Raw genomic sequence first — 15,961 nt, 5'->3', positions numbered from 1 at the left:
GGCGTCAGGTGATGGTGACCTGCACACTGAACCAGTAGCCGACGAACTGCTCGTCGATCTCCTTCCACATCCTGGCGGCCAGACGGGACGCGGCCCGCCGGTACTCGGTCAGAGGGTCGCCGCCCGCCGCCGTGCGCAGGAAGAGACTGTCCCGCGTGTCGTCCAGGTCTCGAAGCTGCACCGCCCACTGCTGATTCATGACCGCCAGCATGACGCGCCGCCTCAGCTCGGCGGCCACGTCCGGTCCCAGATCCGACTCCCGGGCCGCCGACGCTGACAGTGCGTCGCGGACCACGGCCTCGATGAGGTCCGCTCTCGCCTTCGAGGTGGGGTCGCCGGACAGGCCCGCGGCGATTACGTCGAGACCGACCGTGGCCGGATAGTGGTTCCGGATCGTAGTAGACAACCCCTCCACGTCTTCCGTGCCGGCTCGGGCGTCGATCACGAAGCTCCGCATCACCTTCTCTACGAGGCTGTTCACCTGCTCCCGCGTAAACCCGTTCGTGAGGATGTCCTTGCGTCTGGTGTAGACCGCTGCGCGTTGCTCCTCCTGGACGGCGGCGTAGCGCAGGGCGTGTGCCGACTTCTCGGTCGTGCGGGCGGACAGCCTGTTCAGCGTGGCTTCGATGGATCGTGTGATCAGTCTGTTGACGGCCGGCTCGTCGGCATCGGCGGCGTCGCCGAGCCGCTCGAAAGGTCTCGGGAGCGACAGGTGAGGATCCTCGAAGGAAAGGAAGAAGGCTGATTCGCCGGGATCACCCCACCGCCCGGCACGTCCCCTCAGGTGGAGCTCCAGGCGGCGGGAAGTCAGGGGACCGAGGCCCAGTACGAACAAGCCCGGGCCCTCGGGCTCGGCGAGCCGGATGTCGACGCCGCGCCCGGCCATCCGGGTCAGCACGGTGACGGCGCCGGGGTGGCCGGCCCGGGCGACGATCTCGGCTTCGAACCCGTGATTCCTCGCATCGAGCACGTCGTGCTCGATCCCGCCGGCTTGCAGAGTCAGCGAGATCTTCGAGGCGATCTCGTCGGAAGCCGTGCCGACCAGGACCGGCCGTCCGGCTGCGCGCTTCTCGTCTACGGTCTTCCTCATGGCACGGAGCATGGCGGCGTCGTCGGGGTAGACGACCGGCTCGTGGTCGACGCGACGGACAGGTCGTCGTGGCGCCACGATGAGGGCTTCCAGACCGTAGAAGTCCCGGTACGCCTCGCCCTCGCCCTTGACCACCCCTGCCATGCCGGCCAGGTGCGGGTAGAGCCTGAGATAGCCGTGTTGGCCGATCTCCGCCAAGGCCTGGCGCTCGCGACGGACGGTCAGCCCCTCCTTGGCGTCCAGTGCCTGGTCCAGGCCTGTGCCGAGACGGCGGTCGGTGAGCAGGCGCTGGGTGGCCGCGTCGATGATGCGGATGGCTCCGTCCACCACCGCGTAGTCGCGGTCTTTGACATACAGCTCCTTGACCTGCAACGCCAGGCTTACTCGGCGGGCCAGACCGACATCGTCGCCGCTGTAGACCGCGGCGCCGAGCCAGTCCTCGACCAGCGCCATGCCCTGCTCCGTCGGGGAGACGGTCCGGCGCACCTCGTCGACCTCGTAGTGAACGTCCCGCTTGAGCCGGGTGGCGAGCCCTGCCAGCCGAGCGTGGTCGGACGGCCCGTCGGCGGGAGCGGTGATCTGTGGCAGTATGCTGACTTCGTCCAGCATGACGAGGTCCGCCTCATCGACGATCGCCGAGAAGTGGCCGTGCTGGACGACCTCCTCTTTCGTGTACGTCAGGTTGTCCCGCAGATAGTCGTAGGCGAACCCGCTCGGCGTGCCGTAGACGACGTCGGCGTTATAGACGGTGTCCCGCTTGTCGCTGCGATCGTCTTCGGAAAGCAGTGCACTGCGAAGGCCGAGAAAGCGGTAGACCGGCCCCATCCACTCGGCATCACGCGCCGCGAGGTAGTCGTTCGCGGTCAGGACGTGGACGCCCTTGCCCGCCAACGCGTGCAGACACGCTGGCAGGACGGCGGTCAGAGTCTTCCCTTCGCCGGTCCGCATCTCCACGACAGAGCCCAGATGCAGGGCCGCCCCACCGATGAGCTGTTCGTGGAACGGGCGCTCGCCGAGCGTCCGGACGGCCGCCTCGCGGACGATGGCGAAAGTCTCCGCAAGCAGATCGTCCAGACTCTCGCCGTTCTGGTGGCGCTGTCTGAGACCACTGAGACTCTGCGCCAGATCGGAGTCCGACAAGCGGTGCGTGTCGTCCTCGGCGAGATCGATGGCTCGCACCCAGCCGGGGCATCGCTCAAACGCGTTCCGAGCCTTGCCGCCCCCGAAGAGCCGGAACTTCGACATGCCTGAACACTACTGATCACCCCTGCTGATCACCACTACTGATCACCACCGCGTTCTGCCTGGTGGCCGCCTCCGGGCGCGTCGAGGTCAGCTTTCTGACCGTTGGCTGCGCCAGCAGTGCGATCGCGACGGCGACGACCGGTATGCCGGTGGCGGAGAACGTCGTCAGCGTGAGGCCGCCGAGCGCGCCGGCAGTGGCGACGCCGAGGAACTGCGCCGAGAAGTGCAGGCTCAACGCGGTCGAGCGCTGACCCGGGGCGAGCAGTACGAACCGGGTTTGTTGACTGATGCCCCCGGACCACCAGGCAGCGCCCAGGATCAGCATCGCCGGGAACAACAGGACGAGGTTCGGGTCCTGATGGCCTCCGGTGGCGGTCAGTGCCGCGATGATCGCGATCACCGAGGCGACGACGCCCAGGACGTAGCGCAGGGTGCGGGCCAGGTCGGTGCGGGTCAGGATGTGGCCGATGAGGCGTCCGCCGATCAGGCCGCCGGCTCCGAACGTCACCATCAGCAGCGCGACGGCGCCGCTGCCGCGCCCGGTCGCCGCCGCGACCACCGGCGAGAGGTACGTATAGAGCGTGTAGGCGGCCAGGAACAAGGCAAACGTCGTCGCGGCGGCCCAGCGGATGCCGGGGGAGCGTGCCAGATCGGCGCGGCGGGCGGCTTCGGCGGTGGCCGGGCGTACGTCGGGCAGCAGCACCGCGACCAGGGCGGCCGTCACCAGTGCCAGTGCGGTGACGAACCAGAACGCCGCGCGCCACCCGAGCGCGGAGGCGATGACAGTACCCAGCGGTGCTCCGGCGGTCAGGGCCAGTGCGTTGCCGGTGGCGGTGACGGCGATGGCCTTGGGCAGCTTGTCCGGCGGAGCCAGGGCGGCCGCGATCGACGCCGCCGGCGCCATGAACAGTGCGGCGCCGGCCGCCGCGGCGATGCGCGCGGCCACGAGGACGGCCAGGCCGGGGGCGACCGCGGCGACGGCGTTGGCGGCGGCGAACAGCAGCGCGGCGCCGACCAGCAGCCGGCGGGGCGGCAGCGCATGGGCGCGGGCGATGAGCGGCGGCCCGAGTATCGCGTAGGCCAGGGCGAACACCGTGACCAGCTGGCCGACGACGGGAACGGTGGTGTGCAGGTCCCGAGCGACCTGCGGTAGCACGCCGGCGACCACGTACCCCTCGGTGCCGACGGTGAAGGTGCCCAGCGCGAGCAGATAGATCCGCGGGTTCAGCATGAGTTGAACGGTACAACAATAATTGAACCATTGGACCGCAGGGTAGGCTCGACGCATGCGCGACGCCTTCCACGCCGATCCGGCCGACGTGCCCCTGGCCGCGGCCATGCACGCGCTCAGCGACCCGCTCCGGCTGCGGATCGTCGCCCTGCTGGCGCGCGACGGCGAGACCGAGTGCTCGGTGATCTACAGTGCGCTGGGTATCAGCAAGTCCAACGCCTCCCACCATTTCCGGATCCTGCGCGAGTCCGGCCTGATCTGGCGGAGCCATCAGGGCCGGCAGCAGAGCGCCAGGCTGCGGGGCGAGGAGTTCGACGCGCGGTTCCCCGGGCTTCTGGCGGCTGTCTTGAGCAATATCGACAGCGACAGCAACAGCAACAGCGATGGCGATGGCGACAGAAACAGCAACAGCAACAGCACCGCCGATCCGCGGGGGAGCGAGTGACGCCTTGGAAATAGCGCAGCTCCCGGCACAGGGGTATCGCGGTGCCGACACGTTCAGCGTTGCGCTGATCGACGGCGCGGAGTCGTTCGACGTCCTGATGCGGGCCTTCGGGCGAGTCGAGGCGGAACATCGCGGGCAGGGGCGATGTTTCCTGACTCTGGACGACCTGGATCAGTGTCTTTATACAAGTGAGCACTCCCGGTCCATGTACGGCCTTGACGAAGGCGTCGCCTATCCGGCGGAAGACACCCCGGAAGTGCTCACCGCCTACGAAGTGGCCCGGTTCCAGGCCGGCGCTGCCGCGCTTCGTGACCCTGTTCGTACCGTGCCATGGGATTCTGTGTGCGGATCCCTGGTCCTGGAGCCGAGTGACGTCGACGCGCTCGTGACGTTGAATCGGAACCCCGGCGTCGTGGTCGGTGACCGGCACGTCGTGCAATGCCTGCCGACGGACGACGGCACGGATCTGCTGGCCGGTATCCCGAACGGCTACTTTTTCGGGGACTGGACCCCGTTCGACTGCCATTCCGTCGCCCGGCGCCTGAGCGAACGGCATGGGTACGTGCTCTTTGGCATCGGGGCGGCCACACTCGGGTTCCGCAGCGTCAGCGGAGCGGGCGAGCGTGACTGGGATGCGCTGATCGCGGACCTTCAGGAGCTCTATGGAGAGCAGGGCTCTTCGGCATGGGCCGGGCTTGTCCCGACTCTGCACGAGTCGCGGATGTTGCTGCTGGGGTACGCAGATCAGTTCGCGGAACTCGTCGTGGAGGGTTAGCCAGCCCCGGACCGGACCACGGACGACCACCCGCGCCACGTGAGAGCGTGGGATGCGGGCATCTGAGGGTTTTGTCTTTTGCTCGCGATACTCTCGTCCAGTTGCTCGGTCGTCGCAGGTGGTCGTCTTTACCGACCGCCTTTCGCCTCCAGAGACCACTGGTCGTTGGTGTCGATGTACACGATGCCCTGCTCGGCCGGTAGCACAAACTTCTCTTTGCCTTTTCTGATCGACCACACCAGGATACTTCCGGACCTGTGGGATAGTTCGTCGCAGCGGTCTGCGCAATCGCAGGGTACATAAAAACGGACCCTGACGCTCTCGGCGGACCGTATCACGGCCTGCGCCGATCCGAGCCGGTGGACGAACACCGCCCCGCGCTCGCCCGAACAGGGAAGCGCCAGCTCCTGCAGCTTGTCCGGATCCAGGATCTCGATGCGCCAGCGGTAGGCGTCGCCGGCCTCGATTCCCAGGTGTGTCACGCCTTCTTTGACGGGGATGACCTCGGGGCTGTGGTCTTTGCTGATCACCGATGTCTTGTCGAGGGTCTGGGTTCTTATCTCGGACTTCGCGAGCTGCAGGACGCGGAATGAGTCGTATCCAGAGCTCCCGCATGCTACGAGCAACAGGCCGCGGTGGGGGAACGGCGGGTCGAACACGAAGTCTTTGGCCCCAGAACCCTCCCATATGGTGTGCGGGACCCGGTCCGTCTGCGGCGGCGGTGGCGGTGCGACGCCCAGCTCCGCCAACTGCTCTGCCACCTGATCGGCTACGTGCTGGGCCACATGCCGGATCACTTCTTCGGCCACGAGCTTCGGGACCAACCGGCCGACGAGTTCCTCGACCTCTTTGCGTTGGGTGTCATCGAGCATGTCTCATGCTACTGATGTTCCGGCAGCGAGCTGCAGGGCAGGAATTTCTTCGGCGTCACGACGATCGGGAGAACCAGACTTTGGCCGCGTGCTCGGGTATGGGTATGGGTCCGTCAAAGTAGCGGTGTAACGGGGCTGATGTAGGTGGTCTAGCGCTTTCCGCCCAGGCCGGTCCCACGCTCGGCGTCGAAGGACGGGAACGGCACGAACTCCGCCCAGGCGTTCTCCCACAGCCGGATGGTCGCCGGGTACTTCGTGCCCCAGGTCTCGGCGAACTCCAGGAACCGTTCGGTGGCGGCGGCCTCGGTCGGGGCGGTGTAGATCGGTTTGAGGTCCCTGGCGATTTATGCCCAGTGCCGGCGTCGGGCGTAGCGGAAGCTGCCGCGCAGCAGGTGGATGACGCAGGTCTGGGTGATGGCCTGCGGCCAGACCCGCTCGATCGCGTCGGGCAGGCCCTTCAGCCCGTCGCAGACGACCATGCACACGTCATCATGGTGTCGGTTGGCACCTGCGGTCCTGCATTCTCAACCCCTTGTGCTCATGAGCACGCCCCGTTGACTGAACGAACCAGGTTGATTGTGCAGTTCAGGGCACGGATGAGGTTGTCGCGCAGTACGGTCTGCGATCGTGATGGACGATCGTATTCCCGAGCGGGATCTGTCGAGGTTGGTGGTTCCCCGGTGGGGTCGGCTTGTGGAGACCGGCGACCGGTACGAGCCCTACCGGCTGGTCGACGCGGACGGTGCGGCCGTCGAGCCGGTCGCGGTGTTCTTCCAGGAGTTGCTGGCGTCCGGGAAGGCGGCGGCCACCGTCCGCTCCTACGGCATGGACCTGCTGCGGTGGTGGCGGTTCCTGGGGCGGTCGGCGTGTCGTGGGACCGGGCGACGCGGGTGGAAGCCCGAGACTTCAGCTGCTGGATCCAGCTGACTGTCAAGCCGCGGGCGTCCGGCACCAAGCGACAGTCGGTCCGCACTGTCGGCGCCCCGAATCCGGTAACCGGGAAGCCGACGCTGGGGCCGGGCTATGCCCCGTCGACCGTTGTCCACAGCGAGACGGTTATGTGGAATCTGACTTGTCAACCTGGACGGGTTCATCGGAGCCGCCAACCGACGCCCGGTCGTCAACTGGTTATCGTCGTCGCCGTAGGATCTGAAGCATGATCGATCTGTCTGGCCTCGATGAACGCTTCGCCCGCCTGGCCGCGGAATACGACGTCCATCGGACGGCCGCGCACGCAGCCGTCGTTCGCTGGGAATGGTACGACGACGAGGCGTTCGACCTCCGTCCCCTTCACTACGAGCGGGACCTGAGTCATCCGGGGCATCGCCTTGCCGAGCGGCCGGACCTGGCGCAAGACCATTTCCAGATCGGGTTCGACGCGGACGATCGTCTGGTGGCCATGCTCGAATACAGCGGCTTCCTCGGCGGCAAGCTCTACTACGAGACTTTTCGCACATACCTGGTCGACACCGTCGAGGAAGCCCACTTTCATGCCGACGGCCGCCCGATCTACCTGCACGAGTTCGGCTTTGAGGCAGGCCGCATGCGGTCGGTGGCGATGGTCGCCACCGGTGGCGGGGGTTGCGAGACCTACGACTACACCGACGACCAGGTGACTCGCATCGTGACCCATCATGGAGACAGGCAATCCGGAGCCCTGCTTCCACTCAGGTTCTATACAGCCATCGACGCCGTCTACGACGACGAAGGACTGGTCCGTCTGGAGATTTCCGAGCGTCTGGGCTCTCCGCAGGTGAAGTACGAGCGTCCGCCAGTGGGCTTCACAGTCGAAGACGCCTGGGCAACGGTCCAACAAGAGTTGCTCACCCAGATCCCTCGCTCCGTTCGCGATCTGGCGATCGATACCCCCGCCTATTGCATCGCGCTCATGTACGACGAGCGCGCGGATCCGACCGATTTCACCATCCATGTCGGCCTCGATGAGGATCGGCGCGTTCACCTGGCCGACAAACCCGACTCGGATGTCATCTGGTCGCCGGCGGACATGGCCCACGAGACGTCGGTGGACCTTGGCGCGGTCTCTGACGTCGCACGTCTTCTGGCCCAGGAACTCACGTTGACCTGCTCCGACATGGGCAGGGGCCTTCTCTGCGCGATGGCAAGTTTGCTCAGCGCGGCCGATTGGATCACAGTGTTGCCGATCACGAAGGACTTCGTGGTGTACGCGGTGGACGTCGAGATGGAACACCTCGACGACAATCTGCGCCGCTCCGACATCTAACGGCCGCCTGCCATCGGAGCTTTGCAATCGGCCCGGGTCTATGCCGGTTTCTACTTCACCTCGATGATCGGCAGGAGTGTCGCCGTCGCCGGGATGCCGAGCTCCCGCGGCGTGGCGCCGGCGGGGGTGGGTGTGTCGATCAGCCGTTCCAGGAGTTGGTCAAGGGCTGTCTGCCCGTCATCAACGGCGGCCCGTTCGTCGTCGGTGAGCGGGATGTTGGCCAGCATGCGCTGCAGGTTGTCCTTTGCCTCCAGCAGTTGACCTTTGCTGGAGGCTTTGGGCGTGTAGAAGTCGCACCTGGCGCAGGCCATCCGGTGCTGGCACTGTTCGAAGAACGTGTAGGTGCAGTAGCCGTGGCCGAGGTCGTAGAACTGCCAGGGCTCGCCGGCCGCGGCCGCGCCGGAGGTGACGGCGTCCCGGTCGACGAGGACTTCGATGGTGCGCACGTTGCGGGCGAAGTATCCGGCGTCGCTGTAGGCCTTCGCCAGGGTGATCGGTGCGATCTTGGCGTAGTGCTGGGTGGCTGCGGGTGAGCGGTGCCCGAGCCAGGCCTGCAGCTCGAAAAGCGTCATTGGTTCCTTGGCGTTGTAGAGCTGGCTGGCGATGGTGGAGCGGGCTCGGTGGCTGGTGATGTTGCCGCGGACGTCGCTGGTCGGGACGCCGGCCTTGGCGCACAGCGCGGGGATGATGCGATCGTTGAGGTAGCGTCCGCCGATGCCTTGGGCCCGGTAGGAGAACAGCAGCTGGACGTGCTCGCCGGTCTTGCGGTCGACGGCGGCGGGCTGTGTGGGGCGGACTGATTCCCAGGCGGCGATAGCCTGTCCCAGCAGCGGGTCCACCGGTTTGGTGAAGGCGGTTCCGGTCTTGTGCACCGGGATATCGAGCAGGCAGACCGCGTCTTTGGCGAGGACTTCGTTGTCGGTGCCGGGAACGCGGACGTCGTCGCGTTGCCAGCGGATGCAGCCCACCCGCAGCCGGACGATCTCATCGGAGCGCAGCCCGCCGAACAGCCAGGTCATCGCCAGTGCTCGAAGCAGCTCGATCGGGTGGAGGCGGCCGACGGGTTGCGCGTAGATGTCGCAGTGCTCGATGTTGAGGCCGGCCCACAGAAGCTTCGCCCAGATGTCGTCGGCGATCACGCGAGGGTCCGGACCGATCAGTGCTTTGATGCTCCTGGGTGTTGCCAGGGCGCGGGTCGGGTCGAAACGCCGTGGTATCCACCCCCATTCCTGACAGTCGCGAAACAGCTGGCGGGCCCCGGCGAGAAGGCCGCTCTTGGTCCTGGGCATCAGGGGTTCGCCGATGCGCTCGTGCACGGCGATGTCGCTCTGGGTGTAGTCGCCGATGCGCATGCGGTCGACGGCGGCCACCCAGGCGGCGCACAGCTCGCGCGTCCACTGCTCCGGCTGCTGGACCTCGGGGTGTTCGGCAGCCAGCCAGCGTCCGATGCGGAGCATCTGGGTGCGTCGGCCTCTACGGCTGCGCGGCGGCAGCGTGGAGGTGTCGCACCAGCGCTGCACCCACTGCGCCCACGGCTCGGACACGCCTTCCACCGGCGGCGGGCTAAGCCGAGTCGGCGGTTGCGGCGGGCTGGTCAGGCCGAGCGCGGCCAGCGCCCGGTGGACGCTGTGGAAGTTCTGGCGCAGGGAGTAGGGAATCGTCGTGTTGGTGCGCAGCTGCTGCAGGACCTCCGGTGTCAGATCCGCCAGCAACGGGCTGCGGTTGAGCAGCATCGAATGACTGACCAGGCCCACGGTTCTGGCGGTGACCTGCGGGGACCGCTGCCCCCAGCCGTGCAGCACCGCGGTGACCTGATCGATGGCCTCATCGACACGGGCCTGCCCGAACACCTTCCGAGCGACGGCGGTGCGCCCGACATTGCCCAGCAGCTGCAGGTCGGCGAACCCGAACAGGTATGCCATCGCGATCGCATAGGAGCGTGCGGAGCTGTCGGCCCATCCCGGATACGCCCGCCGATACGCCTTCCCGCTGGTCCCCAGCACGTCGGCCCAAGCCGATGCGTCCCAGGCCCAGAAGCTCCTGCGCTGCGTGGCGCACCCGCGCAGCAGCAGCGCGACGGCGTCGACCGCCGAGCGGCGGTGGAATACGTTATCTGCGACGTCGAGGTGCTCCCGGGCGGCGAGAGGCTGGACGAGTCGGTGGATTGCCCGCCACTGGGCCTGATGCGGATCCTGCCACCGGTCCGGCCACTGGCGCAGCCCCCAGCCCAGCTCCTCGAGCGCGGACAGCTCAAGGCCGGTGAGCGCAGCCGAGGAGTCGTACTTCGCCGGGCTGATCGGCCAGGTCCAGGCGGGAGCCGCGGCCGTCAGGTTGACGGCCGCCGAGGACAGTGCGGTCACGACTTGATCGCTCCCGGCTTGTGCTCGCCGAGGCTGGCCAGCATCTCCATCCGCCACGCGTGGATCTGATCCATGCCGCGCTGCAGCTTCTCGGCCAGGTCCCGGCCGGACAGGTGGATGTACTGGAGTGTGGACTCGGTGGAGCGGTGGCCGGCGAACGTGGCGATCGCGTGGAGCTCCCAGCCCATCCGGGCCAGATCCGTCAGACACAGGTGCCGGGTGGTGTGGGTGGAGAATCGCTCGACCCGGAGGCCAGCGCGATCCTTCGCACCACTTTCGACCAGGTCCACAGGCTCAACGGCTCGCCGTAGTTGCGGCGAGACTCCGACAAAAACAACAGGCCCCGCTCCCGGCTGATCGTCGCGCGGTGGGCGAGGTAGTCCGACAACAGCACACCAGTGGTCGCCGAATACGGCACCACGCGCTCCATGCGGTTCTTCGTGGTCTTCGCCCGTATTCGAAGCATGCGATGCGCTGGGTCCACATCGTCGGTGCGCAGAGAGCACAACTCCTCGCGCCGCAAGGCGGCATCGTAGGCCAGCGCAAGCATCACCCTGTTCCGGATCGGCTCATCCGCAGCAGCCGCCAGGACATCCAGCCACTGCTGCTCGCTGGGGATCCACGGCAGCTTGACCAGGCGGGGAACAAGGCCGCGCTCGTGTCCGCCGAACCCACCACGAGGCGTGTAACGACCCCGGCCCACCGGATTGGAGTCGCGCAGCCCGTCCTCGATGAGGAAGTCGTAAAACAGCCGCACGGGCACCAACCGCTGTTGAAGCGTGGCGTTCGACAACCCGGCCCCCGAATCGATCGACACCACGTTCGTTCCACGCTTGCTCGGGCGCGACGTCAGTTCGCGAACATAGACGGCAACGTGCGCCCGGTCCGCGGTGATCGGGTCGACTGCCTCCCGCTCGCACACCGACAGATACTCGGCCAACCCACGGGCGTAGGCGTCGATCGTCCGCGGTGCTCGCCCGAGGTCGGTCAATACTCGCAACCAGACCGCGGCTCGCTCGTGTCGGCCCAACACCGGCCACTTGTCCTCCAGCACCACTTCGGCGCCCAACGGATCTCCACAGTTCGTGGTCGTACCGAGCAGACATGATCGCCTACCCGGTCTGATTCCACGTAACTAATATGCTGCGCCGGTTCTACGACCTACACCGCGACGCCGGAACCGGGCCACTGCTCAACCCGTTCCCGCTGGACCTGGCCCGACGCTCCGGCCGGGCGCACGCGCACCACAACCCGATGGACGCCTGGGCGCCGGAGCGGACTGGCCGCTATCGGCCCACGGTTCCGCGCCGGATCCCACGCGCAATCCCGGACGAGTGGTTCAACACGCTGTTCGCGGCACTGCCGTCGAACCGTGACCGGGCACTGATCGCGTTCTGGATCTCCAGCGGAGTCCGGGCCTCGGAGCTGATCGGTCTGCGCCAGTGCGACGTCGATCCCGGCCAGCAGTTGATCAGCGTCGTGCGGAAGGGCTCCCGGGCGCGGCAGCAGGTTCCGGCCTCGGCGGACGCGTTCGTGTGGCTGCGGCTCTACCAGGCCGAGCTGCACGGTCTGGTGCCGCGAGGCCGGACGCAGCCGGTGTGGTGGACGCTGCGGCGGCCCATCCGACCGCTGACCTACCACGGCGCCCACCGCATGTTCGAGCGGGTGAACGCCGCGTTCGGTGCGGACTGGACGCTTCACGACCTTCGCCACAGCGCCGCCGCCCGTATCCTCGGGCACGCGCATTTGACCACGACCGAGGTCTACCTCGCGCCGCGCCAGGACGAAGTCGTCGCCGAGGTGCTGGCCCACCACGCCCGTCAGGCCGACGTGTATGCCGCACCTGTGCCGCCGCCTCCGGCACCGGGCTACGATCCGGACGCCCTGAATGTGCTGTTCGGGCGGTGGTGATGACCATCAGTACGAAGCACTCGACACGTCGGCCGCTGCAGACCGCGAACACGACCGCCGAGCAGGCCAGAGCGCGCAACAACGTACTGCGGGAGCGGTTCCCGCCTCGGACCGTCGAGGAGTGGTGGCCTGCAACCGCAGGGTCGGCGGAGGAGGTGCTGCACCGGCTGACGGCGCTGCCGTTCTTGCCGGCGGCCAACGCCACCAGGGCCGGGCGACGGCGGGGGGTCGCCAAACTGCTGCGCTGGCTGTCCAGCCTGCCCGGCGACACCTGGCAGCAGCGATGGAAGGCTAGCGGCGCCGAGCAGATCCCGGGTGCGGGCTGGACAGACCTCCCGCAGCGTTTCCTACGTCAAAGCGGGCTGGCGCCGTCGTATGAGCGCACTGACCTGACCTCCGGGCTGCTGATGCTCGTCTGCGGCGACGTCATCCGTCCCGACCTGGCCTGGATGCTCACCCGCACCCACAAGCACCTGGCCCCGACCATGGCCGAGGCCCGTGACCCCGAAGGGTTCGCGAGGCTGACACAGCTGGCCGAGTCGGGACCGACCAGTGCACGAGGCGAGGCCACCATCGCCGCGACGCGGATCGCGATGCTGCTCGCCTGCAAAGGCGGGCTGATCGCGGACGTCACCGTCGGCGACTGCGTGGAACTGGTCGACACCCTGCGCCGGGTCCACGTCCGCGGAGGGCAACGCAAAGTCGACTTCTACTTGCGGCTGCGGGCGCTGGGCATCTTCCCCGAGGACGCCCCTGCAATGATCCGCGCTTTCGGGCTGGCCGCCGGACGGCTGAGTATCGAAGAGCTCGTGGACCGCTACCCGATCCGCAGCCGCATGGTTCGCGACCTGATCGTGGACTACCTGCGCGAGCGGCAGCCGTCGCTGGACTACACCAGCCTGGACTCGGTGTCCCGAACCCTGGCCGGGCTGTTCTGGACCCGGGTCGAAGCGCTCTCGCCGGGCATCGACACCCTGCGGCTGTCTCCGGCGCTGGCCCGGGCCTGGAAGGCCGACATCGCCACGAAGAAGCGTTCCACAGCCGGCCAGGACGGCACCGTCGTCGAGGTCACCAGCCCGAGACTGAACATGAAGGATGAGCTTATCCGCGTTCGCGCCTTCTATCTCGACCTTGCTCACTGGGCGGCCGAGGAGCCGGCCCGCTGGGCACCGTGGGTCGTGCCCTGCCCGATCAGCGACGAGGAGATCAGCAAGGCCAAGGATCGCAAACACCGCAAGGCCCGGATGGACCAGCGCACCCGCGAGCGGCTCCCCGTCCTGCCGGTGCTGACGAGCACCGTCGACCGCAGGCGCCGCGCCGCGGCCGAACTGCTGGCCGCCGCTGAGCGCACTCGGCCCGGGGAGCTGATCCCGGACACCGATGGAGCGCTGCGCAGAGCCGTCGCGCCCAAGGCCGCCGGGCACCTGATCTGGGCCGAGGAAACCTCGACCGGCCGCCGCCGGAACCTCACTTACGAGGAGACCGAGGCCTTCTGGGCTTTCGCCGCGATCGAGGTTCTGCGCCTGACTGGCATCCGCAACGAGGAACTGCTGGAGCTGACCCACCACAGCATCACCGAATACCGGCTCCCGACTTCAGGTGAAGTCGTGCCCCTGCTGCAAGTCGCCCCATCCAAGACCGACAGCGAACGGCTCCTGCTGGTAAGCCCCGAACTGGCGGACATCTTGTCCGCCATCATCCGTCGCCTGCGCGGACCCAGCGGCGCGATTCCGCTGGTGACCTCCTACGACTGCCACGAACGGGTGTGGAACCCGCCGATGCCGCTGCTGTTCCAGCGGGACATCGGCACCGAACACCGCGCCTTCACCCCCACTGCGCTGCGCAAGCTCCTGATCAACACGCTGGCCGTCACCGGACTGACCGATACCGCCGGCGAGCCGCTCATCTTCTCACCGCACGACTTCCGCAGGATCTTCGTGACCGACGCCATCATGAACGGCCTGCCGCCGCACATCGCCCAAGTGATCTGTGGGCATAAGAGCCTTGATACAACGATGGGCTACAAGGCGATCTACACGACCGAGGCCATCGAGGCGCACCGCGCGTTCATCACCCGCCGCCGGGCCACCCGGCCCAGTGAAGAGTACCGGACTCCCACCGAGGAGGAATGGGACGCGTTCCTCGCACACTTCGAGAAGCGCAAAGTCTCCATCGGCACTTGCGCTCGTGCCTTTTCAAGCCCTTGTGTTCATGAACACGCTTGTGTTCGTTGCTCGCTCCTCCGGCCGGACCCGGCCCAGCGCGGCCGACTCGAGGAGATCCGCGACAACCTCATTGCCCGCATCGCCGAGGCCGAACGAGAAGGCTGGCTCGGCGAAGTCGAAGGACTCCGCGTCAGCCTTGCCGGCGCCGAGGACAAGCTTGCGCAGCTCGACCGCGCATCCCGCAGCACCGCCATCGACCTCGGCATGCCGCGCCCAGCCGCGGCTCGGAACCAAGAGGTGGAGAGAAGCGCTGCTCTGGGAAGATCAGAGGGTGGGCAGCAATGAGATCCGGTTCGACTACCAGCAGCACGGTGAGCGCGACGTGTTCGAGATCGTCCCCCGCATCGACGCGACACCGCTCACCGAGCTGATCGACAAGTTCGAGACCGACTTCGGGATGAAGCCCGCAGGCAACGCCTACGGCGGCCTCATCCCCCAGTTCTTCCGGTTCGGCCCGATCGAGGACCACTTCCACGGACGGTCCACCGGCGCCATGGGCCCGAAGACGCCCGTGCTCGGCTGCGAGTGCGGTGAGTGGGGGTGCTGGCCGCTGATGACCAGCATCACCGTCACGGCCGAACTCGTGACCTGGGACTCCTTCGAGCAACCACACCGCAAGACCCGCGACTACACGGCATTCGGCCCGTTCCGGTTCGACCGCCACCAATACGACGACGCGCTGCGGACTCTGAGCGCGGCGATCGGCTCCGCCGCAGCGAACACAAACGAAGAGGATTGTTGATGGAACGGTTCGAGACAGCAAGTCTGGCGCTCATGCCCGGTCAGAAGGTGCAGGCCACAGTCCTGAGCCACCACCCATGGGGCGTGCTCGTCGAGATCGCCGGCTACGAAAACGCCGGCCTGTCGGCTTCCATCGACATGATCGAGCAGTTCTCCCGGACCACGAGCAGTCACGACGAGCTACTCGCGCTGTTCCCCGCAATCGGTTCGCAACTCGAAGCGGTGATCGAGCAGATCCATCGATGGCATTCTCCCGTCCCGGTGCGGCTCAGCATACGGCCTGACGACCTGGAGTCGCTGTCGTGGCGCTGCGACTTCTGCGGCGAACCGATCACGGTCAGCCCCGGCGGAGACGCCCTCGTCCTCGACTCGCGCAGCACCGATGGCCCGGGAAGCCACACCGTCATCTCTCACCGGCAGTGCCTGGCTGACCGAATCCGTCCGGAGAACCAGGGAGGGCGAGCACGGGCGTTGAAGATCGGTCACATGTGAGGCGGTCGAGCCTGCGACCCGCTCCGGCATGATCAACCTCGTAGTTCAGAGAAGCATGTGTCAGATGTTCGCTCCTCAGGCCGGCCCCGGCCCAACAAGGCCGGCTCAAGGACATCCGCGACAACCTCATCGCCCGCATCGCCGAGGCGGAACGCGAAGGCTGGCTCGGCGAAGTCGAAGGGCTCCGCGTCAGCCTGGCAGGAGCCGAGGACAAGCTTGACCAGCTCGACGCGCTCGTCACAAGAAGTACGACTGTCGTCCAGCTCGGCATGCCAATCGTCGTGCCGAACCCGGCCTGTGCGAAGGATCTGTGACATGCCCGTCTGCGCCGA

Annotated in this window: 12 protein-coding genes and 3 pseudogenes; 9 read left to right on the top strand and 6 right to left on the bottom strand. The window is 67.2% G+C overall.

Annotated elements, in window-relative coordinates; genetic code table 11:
• Positions 1–4: 4 nt before the first annotated feature.
• Positions 5–2,335 (bottom strand): preprotein translocase subunit SecA, encoded by a 2,331-nt coding sequence (locus KGQ19_RS07320; RefSeq protein ID WP_212008318.1) that lies wholly within the window; start codon positions 2,333–2,335, stop codon positions 5–7.
• A gap of 16 nt (positions 2,336–2,351) precedes the next feature.
• On the bottom strand, positions 2,352–3,566 hold the full coding sequence (locus KGQ19_RS07315; RefSeq protein WP_212008317.1) for an MFS transporter: 1,215 nt from the start codon (positions 3,564–3,566) through the stop codon (positions 2,352–2,354).
• Positions 3,567–3,621: 55 nt separating this feature from the next.
• Here KGQ19_RS07315 and KGQ19_RS07310 point away from each other — a divergent pair, with 55 nt between their 5' ends.
• Together KGQ19_RS07310 and KGQ19_RS07305 are read left to right on the top strand one after the other, a co-directional pair.
• Positions 3,622–4,011 carry an ArsR/SmtB family transcription factor gene (locus tag KGQ19_RS07310; protein ID WP_212008316.1) on the top strand — a complete coding sequence of 130 codons (390 nt, stop codon included), beginning with the start codon at positions 3,622–3,624 and terminating at the stop codon, positions 4,009–4,011.
• Positions 4,012–4,015: 4 nt separating this feature from the next.
• Complete coding sequence (locus KGQ19_RS07305; RefSeq protein ID WP_212008315.1) at positions 4,016–4,786, top strand: hypothetical protein; 771 nt, start codon at positions 4,016–4,018, stop codon at positions 4,784–4,786.
• Positions 4,787–4,914: 128 nt separating this feature from the next.
• Here KGQ19_RS07305 and KGQ19_RS07300 read toward each other — a convergent pair whose 3' ends face one another.
• Both KGQ19_RS07300 and KGQ19_RS49360 read right to left on the bottom strand, forming a co-directional pair.
• Positions 4,915–5,658: a hypothetical protein gene (locus KGQ19_RS07300; RefSeq protein WP_212008314.1), complete on the bottom strand. Its 744-nt coding sequence runs from the start codon at positions 5,656–5,658 to the stop codon at positions 4,915–4,917.
• Positions 5,659–5,837: 179 nt separating this feature from the next.
• Positions 5,838–6,161, bottom strand: a pseudogene (locus KGQ19_RS49360) (transposase); the annotation flags it as partial.
• Between the two features lie 124 nt (positions 6,162–6,285).
• On the opposite strand from KGQ19_RS49360, the gene KGQ19_RS07285 reads away from it, so the two are divergent.
• Together KGQ19_RS07285 and KGQ19_RS07280 are read left to right on the top strand one after the other, a co-directional pair.
• Complete coding sequence (locus tag KGQ19_RS07285) at positions 6,286–6,585, top strand: hypothetical protein (RefSeq protein ID WP_212008312.1); 300 nt, start codon at positions 6,286–6,288, stop codon at positions 6,583–6,585.
• 229 nt (positions 6,586–6,814) lie between these two features.
• Complete coding sequence (locus tag KGQ19_RS07280) at positions 6,815–7,900, top strand: hypothetical protein (RefSeq protein ID WP_212008311.1); 1,086 nt, start codon at positions 6,815–6,817, stop codon at positions 7,898–7,900.
• A gap of 50 nt (positions 7,901–7,950) precedes the next feature.
• Here the strand turns inward: KGQ19_RS07280 and KGQ19_RS07275 are convergent, their stop codons facing one another.
• Positions 7,951–10,260, bottom strand: a complete 2,310-nt coding sequence (locus KGQ19_RS07275; RefSeq protein WP_212008310.1) for a tyrosine-type recombinase/integrase — start codon at positions 10,258–10,260, stop codon at positions 7,951–7,953.
• Positions 10,257–10,963 (bottom strand): annotated as a pseudogene (locus KGQ19_RS49355) (tyrosine-type recombinase/integrase). Before KGQ19_RS49355 ends, KGQ19_RS07275 begins: the two are co-directional and overlap by 4 nt.
• A gap of 437 nt (positions 10,964–11,400) precedes the next feature.
• Between KGQ19_RS49355 and KGQ19_RS07260 the strand changes: the two are divergent.
• The 5 genes and pseudogenes from KGQ19_RS07260 to KGQ19_RS53375 form a co-directional block, all read left to right on the top strand.
• Positions 11,401–12,171, top strand: a complete 771-nt coding sequence (locus KGQ19_RS07260) for a tyrosine-type recombinase/integrase (RefSeq protein WP_212008307.1) — start codon at positions 11,401–11,403, stop codon at positions 12,169–12,171.
• Entirely contained in the window at positions 12,171–14,681 is a 2,511-nt protein-coding gene (locus KGQ19_RS07255) for a tyrosine-type recombinase/integrase (protein WP_212008306.1), read from the top strand. The genes KGQ19_RS07260 and KGQ19_RS07255 overlap by 1 nt, the downstream gene beginning before the upstream one ends.
• A complete protein-coding gene (locus KGQ19_RS07250) occupies positions 14,668–15,138 on the top strand; it encodes a hypothetical protein (protein WP_212008305.1) in 471 nt (156 codons plus the stop codon). The genes KGQ19_RS07255 and KGQ19_RS07250 overlap by 14 nt, the downstream gene beginning before the upstream one ends.
• A complete protein-coding gene (locus KGQ19_RS07245; protein ID WP_212008304.1) occupies positions 15,138–15,629 on the top strand; it encodes a hypothetical protein in 492 nt (163 codons plus the stop codon). The genes KGQ19_RS07250 and KGQ19_RS07245 overlap by 1 nt, the downstream gene beginning before the upstream one ends.
• Before the next feature lie 53 nt (positions 15,630–15,682).
• Positions 15,683–15,943, top strand: a pseudogene (locus KGQ19_RS53375) (hypothetical protein); the annotation flags it as partial.
• Between the last annotated feature and the right edge of the window lie 18 nt (positions 15,944–15,961).

The organism is Catenulispora pinistramenti (assembly GCF_018274385.1).
GTDB lineage: Bacteria > Actinomycetota > Actinomycetes > Streptomycetales > Catenulisporaceae > Catenulispora > Catenulispora pinistramenti.
The sequence above is the reverse complement of the archived record's forward strand: the minus strand, read 5'-3'. Positions and strand labels throughout refer to the sequence as shown.